Origin of the sequence: Streptomyces sp. NPDC058525, from assembly GCF_042719495.1 — a bacterium.
Lineage (GTDB): Bacteria > Actinomycetota > Actinomycetes > Streptomycetales > Streptomycetaceae > Streptomyces.
Genome location: NZ_JBHXNP010000050.1, coordinates 52,047 through 61,076, shown reverse-complemented (window position 1 = coordinate 61,076; position 9,030 = coordinate 52,047). Strand labels below are relative to the sequence as shown.

The following is a 9,030-nucleotide window of genomic DNA, read 5'->3' as shown; positions in this document are numbered from 1 at the left end:
GTCATGGACGGACCGATGCTGCAGACCTGGATGCAGGACAGCGTCCCGCCGTCCACCTCCTACGAGGAGCGGCCGGGACGCTGGGTGGCGGAACCCCACGTGTAGGCGTACGGGGGCGAACTCCAGCCCCGCCGGCGTTTGAGGCGCGGGTGTGGGCAGCGCCCACGGAGCCTGCGCAGCGGGGGGCAGGGGGCGCGGAGCCTGGGTGGGGTGGTGGTGGGCCGCCGGGGGCTAGGGGCGGGCGATGGGGGCCACTGTCGCGTTCGTCAGGGTGGTCAGGTCCGTCGGGGAGAGTTCGATCTCCAGGCCCCGGCGGCCGGCCGAGCAGCAGATGGTCGCGTGCGCCGAAGCAGAGGCGTCGAGCACCGTCCGCAGGGCCCGCCGCTGCCCCAGCGGCGAGATGCCGCCCCGCACGTAGCCCGTGGTGCGCTCCGCCGCCGCGGGATCGGCCATCGCCGCCCGCTTCCCGCCCACCGCCGCCGCCAGCGCCTTCAGGTCCAGCGATCCCGACACCGGGACCACCGCCACCGTCAGGACCCCGTCCACGTCCGCGACCAGGGTCTTGAAGACCTGCGCCGGCGAGACGCCGAGCGCCTGCGCGGCCTCCTCCCCGTACGAGGGATGCGACGGGTCGTGCTCGTAGGCGTGGGTCGTGAAGGCGACGCCCGCCGCCGTGAGGGCCGCGATCGCCGGGGTTCCGGCCGCCGCCTGCTTGGATTTCTTCGCCATCGGTCCAGTCGGTTCAGTTCGGGCTTGTCGGGGTGCGGGTCAGGTCCACCGCGGGCAGCGAGGGCAGGTGGCGGATCACGGCCGTCTCGGCGCGCAGCAGCTTCAGCTCCTCCGCCAGCCGGGTCGCCGTGTCCGGGGCCTGGAGCAGCCGCTGCTTGGCCGGGATGTCCAGTACCGCCGCCGCTGCCACCAGGTACGAGACCACCGACGGGTCGTCGGGGAGCTCCGCACCCGTCAGGGACCGCTCACGGGCCCCGGCCAGCCGCTTCTGGTAGTTGCGGAACGCCCGCAGCACCCCCTCGGCCAGGGCGCCCGCGCCGTCGCCCGTGTCCTCCGGGAGCTCTTCCAGCTCCGCCGTGAGGAACGGGCCCGAGGAGTCGACCGAGAGCAGCCGGACCCGCGACGTGCCGGTCGCGAGGACCTCGAAGCTGCCGTCCTCCCGCTCGCGGATCGTCGCCGCGTCCGCGACGCAGCCCACCCGGTGGAAGGCCTGCACCGGGTCCGCGCCGAAGCCCGCGGCCGGGCCCCGCTCGGGCAGGGACGTCTGGTCGGGCAGGCCGGGCGCGGTCGGCGCGACCTCGCGGCCGTCGCGGATGGCGACGACCGCGAAACGGCGCGGCTCGTCCTCGCTCGTCTTCAGCAGCTCGCGCATCATGGCGCGATAACGCTCCTCGAAGATGTTCAGCGGGAGGACGAGTCCCGGGAACAGCACCGAGTTCAGCGGGAAGAGGGGCAGGCGAACGGTGGTCACGAGGCACAGGGTAGTGGCCGCCGGGCCGGCGCCGTCACCCTCGCCTCAGCACGCGGGACGCCCCCGCCGCCACCGTCGTGGCCAGGATCCATCCCAGGAGGATCAGCGCCGCCGCTCCCCACTGCCATCCGCCGGCCACCTTCCACTGCGCCTGCTGGCCCAGGTCGATCACCGGGAGGATCAGGTCCAGGGCGTACAGGGCGGCGTCCCACTCGGGGTGCTCGTCCTCCTTGATCGGGGGCGGCCGGTGCTGCGAGAACATCAGCGCGCCCGCCGCCCACAGCACCGCCATCCACAGCGCGGCCCGGCCCGGCCGGTAGCCGTAGACCACCGTCCAGTCCTGGAGGTGGCCCCAGGCCTTGGCCGCGAGGGGCAGGGTGCCCCGGCGGCGCCGCTGCTTGGCCAGCAGCACCTCGCGCGCGTCCGCGTCCTCCCCGCCGGCGCGCAGTACGGCCGCCAGGCGCTCATACGGCTCGGGGGAGTACTCAGGGGTCGCCGCCTCCACCCACTCGAGCCGGCGCGACAGCGGGAAGTGGCCCCGCGGGGCGAGGTTCTCGTAGACGAACCCCTCGATCGACACCCCGCCCGGGCCCGGCCAGCTGGTGGAGGTGTCGACGAGCTTGACCACCTTCGCCCCCGACACCACGACCCGCCCGCGCTCGGGCCGCTCGCCCACGAAGCGGAACTCGGGCGTCTGGATCCTGCGCAGGGATATCTCCTGCTCCTCCGTGAGCACGAAGCGGGCCCCGAAGAAGTCGATGGCGTCGCCGAAGCGGCCGTCGTCCAGCCGCATCCCGCCCCGGGCACTCGAAGCGCCGCGCCCGCTGCCCCCGCGTCGGCGTCAGCCCCAGCCCGTACGGGGGAGTGGAGGAGTTCGACCCCGGCACGTAGTCCAGCGCGATCGAGGTCAGGTACAAGGTCCGCTCGACGGTCAGCTGCGGGGCGTTCAGCGCGTACTTCCCGTACGGATTGCGCAGGCGGGCCCCGCGCATGTTCATCGACACGCCGACCGTCGCGCCGCGCAGGCTCACCTCCCCGTACGTCTCCAGCAGCTCGCCCTGGAAGTCCTGCGCCACCGACATCCCGTCGGCCGTGATCGCCCGGCCCCGGGTGTCCCGCTGCACCACCGCCTGGCTGATCAGCAGGTCGGTGCCGATCTGCGCGTCGGTCAGCCGGATGCCGCGCGCCACCCGGCAGCGCGGCAGGTGCAGATCGCCCTCGGTGTGCAGCCGGGCCGCCTCCAGCCGGGGGATCGCGCAGTTGATCAGGCGCAGGGTGCCGAAGCGGGTCTCGGACAGCTGGATCTCGCTGTCGAAGCGGCAGGACTGCAGCTCCACGTACGGGCCGACCGTGCCCCCGGACAGGTCGAGCCGCCCCGTGATCCGCACGCCGCGCAGCTTGAGCGAGGCCACCCGGCCCGGCACCGGGGCCGGCCCGTGCAACAGCAGCAGGGCCACCACCTGGGCGCGGACGCTGCGCTCGGGGCCCCAGACGTGCTCGGCGTGCGGATCGTCCCGGTCCGCTGCGCCCGGGGGCCCCTCCCGGCGGCGGCCGGGGGGATTGAGATCGCAGACGCTGCCCGTGCGGTACGCCTCCCACATGCGGTGCTCCGCGGCAGTGAGATCCGCCGGTTCCTCACCGGCGCGTGCCTCGGTCATGGCGGCCCCCCTCCGCTGTCACCCGTACGCGTCAAAGCGTCTGTGATCAAAGCTATCGGGGGGCTGTGACAACCGGGGCGTGTATCAGCCAGTGATACGGGCGAACGGTGCCGCTGGGCGGTCTGAGAGAATTGGGAGGTGATCTCTCGTATCGACCTGCGCGGTGACGCCCTCCCCGAGGGTGGCGCCCTGCGCGATCTGCTGCCCCGTGCCGAGTTCGACGTGGAAGCTGCCCTGGAGAAGGTGCGGCCCATCTGCGAGGACGTCCATCATCGTGGCACGGCGGCGCTGATCGAGTACGCGCAGAAGTTCGACGGGGTCGAGCTCTCGCAGGTCCGGGTGCCCGCGGAGGCCATCGAGGCCGCCCTGGAGCAGCTGGACCCGGCCGTCCGCGCCGCCCTCGAGGAGTCGATCCGGCGCGCCCGGATCGTGCACCGCAACCAGCGCCGCACCGAGCACACCACCCAGGTGGTCCCCGGCGGCACCGTGACCGAGAAGTGGGTTCCGGTGGAGCGCGTGGGGCTGTACGCCCCGGGTGGCCGATCGGTGTACCCGTCCTCCGTCGTCATGAACGTCGTACCGGCCCAGGAGGCAGGCGTCGAGTCGATCGCGCTCGCGTCCCCGCCGCAGAAGCCCGCTTTTGAAGGAGACCCTGCCGAGGGTCTGCCGCACCCGACGATCCTCGCCGCGTGCGCGCTGCTCGGCGTGGACGAGGTGTACGCGGTGGGCGGTGCCCAGGCAGTGGCGATGTTCGCGTACGGGACCGAAGACTGTCTTCCCTCCAACATGGTGACCGGCCCCGGCAACATCTGGGTCGCCGCCGCCAAGCGCTACTTCACCGGGAAGATCGGCATCGACACCGAGGCCGGCCCGACCGAGATCGCGGTCCTCGCGGACTCCACGGCCGACCCGGTGCACGTGGCCGCCGACCTGATCAGCCAGGCCGAGCACGACCCGCTGGCCGCCGCCGTCCTCGTCACGGACTCCGCGGAGCTCGCGGACGCCGTCGAGCGGGAGCTGGAGCCGCAGGTCGCCGCCTCGAAGCACATCCACGACCGGATCAAGCCGGCGCTCGCGGGCAAGCAGTCCGCGATCGTGCTGGTCGACAGCCTGGAGGACGGCCTCAAGGTCGTCGACGCGTACGGCGCCGAGCACCTGGAGATCCAGACCGCCGACGCGGCCGCCTGGGCCGCCCGGGTACGCAACGCCGGCGCGATCTTCGTCGGCCCGTGGGCCCCGGTCTCGCTCGGCGACTACTGCGCCGGGTCGAACCACGTGCTGCCCACCGGCGGCTGCGCCTGCCACTCCTCCGGCCTGTCCGTGCAGTCCTTCCTGCGCGGCATCCACATCGTCGACTACACGCGGGACGCCCTCGCCGAGGTCACCCACCACGTGGTGACCCTGGCCGAGGCCGAGGACCTGCCCGCGCACGGCGCCGCCCTCAAGGCGCGCTTCGGATGGAAGGTGCCCAAGCAGTGAGCATCGGCATCGACGACCTCCCCATCCGGGACGAGCTGCGCGGCAAGACCCCGTACGGCGCCCCGCAGCTCGACGTGCCCGTCCAGCTGAACACCAACGAGAACCCCTACGAGCTGCCCGCCGAGCTCGTCGCGCGGATCGCCGAGCGGGTGGCCGAGGCCGCCCGCACCCTCAACCGCTACCCCGACCGGGACGCGGTCGAGCTGCGCACCGAGCTCGCCGCCTACCTCACCCGTACGGCCGGGCACCCGGTCGCGCGGGAGAACGTCTGGGCCGCCAACGGCTCCAACGAGGTCATCCAGCAGCTGCTGCAGACCTTCGGCGGGCCGGGACGCACGGCGATCGGCTTCGAGCCCTCGTACTCGATGCACGCGCTGATCTCCCGCGGCACCGGCACCGGCTGGATCTCCGGCCCGCGCCGCGAGGACTTCCGCGTGGACGTGGCGGCGGCCGAGCAGGCCATCGCCGAGAACGCCCCGGACGTCGTCTTCATCACCTCGCCCAACAACCCCACGGGCACTGCGGTTGAGGCCGCGACGGTCCTGGCCCTCTACGAGGCCGCCCAGGCCGCCAAGCCCTCGCTGGTGATCGTGGACGAGGCGTACGTGGAGTTCAGCCACCGCGCATCGCTGCTGCCCCTCATCGAGGGACGGCCGAATCTGGTGGTCTCGCGGACCATGTCCAAGGCCTTCGGCGCCGCCGGCCTGCGCCTGGGCTACCTGGCCGCCCACCCCGCCGTGGTCGACGCCGTCCAGCTGGTGCGCCTGCCGTACCACCTGTCGGCCGTCACCCAGGCGACCGCGCTGGCCGCCCTGGAGCACACCGACACCCTGCTCGGCTACGTCGAGCAGCTCAAGGCCGAGCGCGACCGCCTGGTCGTCGAGCTGCGGGCCATCGGCTACGAGGTCACCGAGTCCGACGCGAACTTCGTCCAGTTCGGCAGGTTCGAGGACTCGCACGCCGCCTGGCAGAAGATCCTCGACCAGGGTGTCCTGGTCAGGGACAACGGGGTACCGGGCTGGCTGCGGGTCACCGCCGGCACCCCGGAAGAGAACGACGCGTTCCTGGAAGCGGTTCGCGCACTGAAGAAGGAGCAGCACGCATGAGCCGCATCGGACGGGTCGAACGGACCACGAAGGAGACCTCCGTCGTCGTCGAGATAAACCTCGACGGCACCGGCAAGGTCGACGTGTCGACGGGTGTGGGCTTCTTCGACCACATGCTCGACCAGCTCGGCCGCCACGGCCTCTTCGACCTCACCGTCAAGACCGACGGCGACTTGCACATCGACACCCACCACACCATCGAGGACACCGCCCTCGCGCTCGGCGCCGCCTTCAAGCAGGCCCTCGGCGACAAGGTGGGCATCTACCGCTTCGGCAACTGCACCGTGCCGCTCGACGAGTCCCTCGCCCAGGTCACCGTGGACCTGTCCGGCCGCCCCTACCTCGTGCACACCGAGCCCGAGAACATGGCCCCGATGATCGGCGCCTACGACACGACGATGACCCGGCACATCTTCGAGTCCTTCGTCGCGCAGGCCCAGATCGCCCTGCACATCCACGTCCCGTACGGCCGCAACGCCCACCACATCGTGGAGTGCCAGTTCAAGGCCCTCGCGCGCGCCCTGCGCTACGCCGCCGAGTTCGACCCGCGCGCGGCCGGCATCCTTCCCTCCACGAAGGGCGCCCTCTAGCGTGAACGGGCTCAACACGATCCTGATCGTCCTCGGCCTGTTCCTGGCCGGCGGCGTCTACTCCTTCCAGAAGCAGCAGATGCCCAAGTCGGTCGTCATCCTGCTCGCCATCGGCTCCGCGATGTGCCTGGCCGCCGGAGTCCTGCGAATCCAAGGAATCTGGGAATGAGCGCAGCACGCCCCACCAAGAAGGTCGTGGTCTTCGACTACGGCTTCGGAAACGTCCGCTCCGCCGAGCGGGCCCTGGCACGCGTCGGGGCCGACGTCGAGATCACCCGCGACTACGACAAGGCCATGGACGCCGACGGGCTGCTCGTCCCCGGTGTCGGCGCCTTCTCCGCCTGCATGCAGGGCCTCAAGGACGCCCGCGGCGACTGGATCATCGGCCGCCGGCTGTCCGGCGGCCGCCCGGTCATGGGCATCTGCGTCGGCATGCAGATCCTCTTCGAGCGCGGCATCGAGCACGGCGTGGAGACCGAGGGCCTCGACGAGTGGCCCGGCACCGTCGGCCCGCTCAAGGCCCCGATCGTCCCCCACATGGGCTGGAACACCGTCGAGGCCCCGGCCGACAGCCAGGCCTTCGCCGGCCTGGACGCCGACGCCCGGTTCTACTTCGTGCACTCCTACGCGGTGCGCGAGTGGAGCCTGGAGGTCACCAACCCGGCGATCCGCGCCCCCCGCGTCACCTGGGCCACGCACGGCGAGCCGTTCGTCGCGGCGGTGGAGAACAGGGCCCTGTGGGCGACCCAGTTCCACCCCGAGAAGTCCGGCGACGCCGGAGCCCAGCTCCTCACCAACTGGATCGAGACCCTGTGATGACCGAGCCCGCAGCGAAGCTGGAACTCCTCCCCGCGGTCGACGTCCGCGACGGCCAGGCCGTCCGCCTCGTGCACGGGGTGTCCGGCAGCGAGACCTCCTACGGCTCCCCGCTCGAGGCGGCCCTGGCCTGGCAGCGCTCCGGCGCCGAATGGCTGCACCTCGTCGACCTCGACGCCGCCTTCGGCACCGGTGACAACCGCGCCCTGGTCGCCGAGATCACCCGCGCCATGGACATCAAGGTCGAGCTGTCCGGCGGCATCCGCGACGACGCCTCGCTCGCCGCGGCCCTCGCCACCGGCTGCACCCGCGTCAACCTCGGCACCGCCGCCCTGGAGACCCCCGAGTGGGCCGCCAAGGCCATCGCCGACCACGGCGACAGGATCGCGATCGGCCTCGACGTCCGCGGCACCACCCTCAAGGGGCGCGGCTGGACCAGCGAGGGCGGCGACCTGTACGAGACCCTGGCCCGCCTCGACTCCGAGGGCTGCGCCCGGTACGTGGTCACCGACATCGGCAAGGACGGCACGCTCACAGGCCCCAACCTGGAGCTGCTGAGGAACGTCTGCGCCGCCACCGACCGGCCCGTCGTGGCCTCCGGCGGCATCTCCTCCCTGGACGACCTGCGGGCCCTGTCCGAGTTGGTCCCGCTGGGCGTCGAGGGCGCGATCGTCGGCAAGGCCCTGTACGCCAAGGCCTTCACCCTGGAAGAAGCCCTGAAGGTGGTCAACGCATGAGCAGCCCTTCCGAAGTGCGCCGCATCTCCTCCGGCGGCCCCTACGAGGACGTCATCGGCTACTCGCGCGCCGTCCAGCTCCCCAACGGCCTCGTCCTCGTCTCCGGCTGCACCGCGGCCGACGGCGGAGGCCCGTACGACCAGGCGAAGACCGCCTTCGGCGTGGCCTTCAAGGCGCTCGCCGAGGCCGGTCTGGGCCCCGAGCACGTGGTGCGCACCCGGATGTACCTGACGCACGCCCGGGACGTGGACGAGGTGGGCCGCGCCCACAAGGAGCTGTTCGACGCGGTCCGCCCGGCGGCATCCATGATCATCGTCTCCGGCTTCGTCGACCCCGGCATGGTCGTCGAGGTGGAGGTCGAGGCATACAAGGAGGCGTCCGCATGACCCTCTCCGTACGGGTGATCCCCTGCCTGGACGTGGACAACGGCCGGGTCGTCAAGGGCGTCAACTTCCAGAACCTGCGCGACGCCGGCGACCCGGTGGAGATGGCCAAGCTGTACGACGCCGAGGGCGCCGACGAGCTGACCTTCCTCGACATCACCGCCTCCTCCGGCAACCGCGAGACCACGTACGACGTGGTGCGGCGGACCGCCGAGCAGGTCTTCATCCCGCTCACCGTCGGCGGCGGCGTCCGCACGGCGGACGACGTCGACAAGCTGCTGCGCGCCGGAGCGGACAAGGTGGGCGTAAACACCGCCGCCATCGCCCGCCCCGAGCTCATCCAGGAGATCGCGGAGCGCTTCGGCCGACAGGTGCTGGTCCTGTCGGTGGACGCCCGCCGCACCGCCTCGGGCTCCTTCGAGGTCACCACCCACGGCGGCCGGCAGGGCACCGGGATGGACGCCGTCGAATGGGCCCACCGGGCGGCCGAACTGGGGGCCGGTGAGATCCTGCTGAACTCCATGGACGCCGACGGCACCAAGGACGGCTACGACACCGAGATGATCACGGCCGTACGCAGGCACGTGACGGTCCCGGTCATCGCCTCGGGCGGCGCGGGCAAGCTGGAGCACTTCCCGCCGGCCATCGCGGCGGGCGCCGACGCGGTCCTCGCCGCCTCGGTCTTCCACTTCGGCGACCTGCGCATCTCCGAGGTCAAGGCCACCCTCCGCGAGGCGGGCCACCCGGTGCGCTGAGACCGGCCGGTTCCGCCGCGGGGCTT

General features: G+C 72.2%; 10 protein-coding genes and 1 pseudogene. 8 read left to right on the top strand and 3 right to left on the bottom strand.

Annotated elements, in window-relative coordinates; genetic code table 11:
• Positions 1–231: 231 nt before the first annotated feature.
• The 3 genes and pseudogenes from ybaK to ACFWP3_RS23155 form a co-directional block, all read right to left on the bottom strand.
• Entirely contained in the window at positions 232–729 is a 498-nt protein-coding gene (gene ybaK, locus ACFWP3_RS23165; RefSeq protein WP_384224155.1) for a Cys-tRNA(Pro) deacylase, read from the bottom strand.
• A 13-nt stretch (positions 730–742) separates the two neighbouring features.
• Positions 743–1,480, bottom strand: a complete 738-nt coding sequence (locus ACFWP3_RS23160; RefSeq protein ID WP_384224153.1) for an LON peptidase substrate-binding domain-containing protein — start codon at positions 1,478–1,480, stop codon at positions 743–745.
• 34 nt (positions 1,481–1,514) lie between these two features.
• Positions 1,515–3,138 (bottom strand): annotated as a pseudogene (locus tag ACFWP3_RS23155) (oxidoreductase).
• A gap of 138 nt (positions 3,139–3,276) precedes the next feature.
• On the opposite strand from ACFWP3_RS23155, the gene hisD reads away from it, so the two are divergent.
• Genes hisD through hisF form a run of 8 tightly spaced genes read left to right on the top strand, consistent with a single transcriptional unit; the run spans position 3,277 to position 9,004 of the window.
• Positions 3,277–4,617 carry a histidinol dehydrogenase gene (hisD, locus tag ACFWP3_RS23150; protein ID WP_384224151.1) on the top strand — a complete coding sequence of 447 codons (1,341 nt, stop codon included), beginning with the start codon at positions 3,277–3,279 and terminating at the stop codon, positions 4,615–4,617.
• Positions 4,614–5,723 (top strand): histidinol-phosphate transaminase, encoded by a 1,110-nt coding sequence (locus tag ACFWP3_RS23145; RefSeq protein ID WP_384224148.1) that lies wholly within the window; start codon positions 4,614–4,616, stop codon positions 5,721–5,723. The genes hisD and ACFWP3_RS23145 overlap by 4 nt, the downstream gene beginning before the upstream one ends.
• Positions 5,720–6,313: an imidazoleglycerol-phosphate dehydratase HisB gene (hisB, locus tag ACFWP3_RS23140; RefSeq protein WP_384224146.1), complete on the top strand. Its 594-nt coding sequence runs from the start codon at positions 5,720–5,722 to the stop codon at positions 6,311–6,313. The genes ACFWP3_RS23145 and hisB overlap by 4 nt, the downstream gene beginning before the upstream one ends.
• Before the next feature lies 1 nt (position 6,314).
• A complete protein-coding gene (locus ACFWP3_RS23135; protein WP_031148344.1) occupies positions 6,315–6,482 on the top strand; it encodes a hypothetical protein in 168 nt (55 codons plus the stop codon).
• A complete protein-coding gene (hisH, locus tag ACFWP3_RS23130) occupies positions 6,479–7,129 on the top strand; it encodes an imidazole glycerol phosphate synthase subunit HisH (RefSeq protein WP_384224144.1) in 651 nt (216 codons plus the stop codon). Before ACFWP3_RS23135 ends, hisH begins: the two co-directional genes overlap by 4 nt.
• The gene (gene priA, locus ACFWP3_RS23125) at positions 7,129–7,866 is read left to right on the top strand and encodes a bifunctional 1-(5-phosphoribosyl)-5-((5-phosphoribosylamino)methylideneamino)imidazole-4-carboxamide isomerase/phosphoribosylanthranilate isomerase PriA (protein WP_384224141.1); all 738 of its coding nucleotides are present in this window, start codon (positions 7,129–7,131) and stop codon (positions 7,864–7,866) included. Before hisH ends, priA begins: the two co-directional genes overlap by 1 nt.
• Complete coding sequence (locus ACFWP3_RS23120; protein WP_384224139.1) at positions 7,863–8,252, top strand: RidA family protein; 390 nt, start codon at positions 7,863–7,865, stop codon at positions 8,250–8,252. Before priA ends, ACFWP3_RS23120 begins: the two co-directional genes overlap by 4 nt.
• Complete coding sequence (gene hisF, locus ACFWP3_RS23115) at positions 8,249–9,004, top strand: imidazole glycerol phosphate synthase subunit HisF (protein WP_384224136.1); 756 nt, start codon at positions 8,249–8,251, stop codon at positions 9,002–9,004. Before ACFWP3_RS23120 ends, hisF begins: the two co-directional genes overlap by 4 nt.
• Positions 9,005–9,030 lie beyond the last annotated feature (26 nt).

Coding starts and splice junctions, on each gene's coding strand:
- priA (WP_384224141.1), top strand. CDS start 7,129: ATGACCGAGCCCGCAGCGAAGCTGGAACTCCTCCCCGCGGTCGACGTC.
- hisB (WP_384224146.1), top strand. CDS start 5,720: ATGAGCCGCATCGGACGGGTCGAACGGACCACGAAGGAGACCTCCGTC.
- ACFWP3_RS23120 (WP_384224139.1), top strand. CDS start 7,863: ATGAGCAGCCCTTCCGAAGTGCGCCGCATCTCCTCCGGCGGCCCCTAC.
- hisF (WP_384224136.1), top strand. CDS start 8,249: ATGACCCTCTCCGTACGGGTGATCCCCTGCCTGGACGTGGACAACGGC.
- hisH (WP_384224144.1), top strand. CDS start 6,479: ATGAGCGCAGCACGCCCCACCAAGAAGGTCGTGGTCTTCGACTACGGC.
- ybaK (WP_384224155.1), bottom strand. CDS start 729: ATGGCGAAGAAATCCAAGCAGGCGGCGGCCGGAACCCCGGCGATCGCG.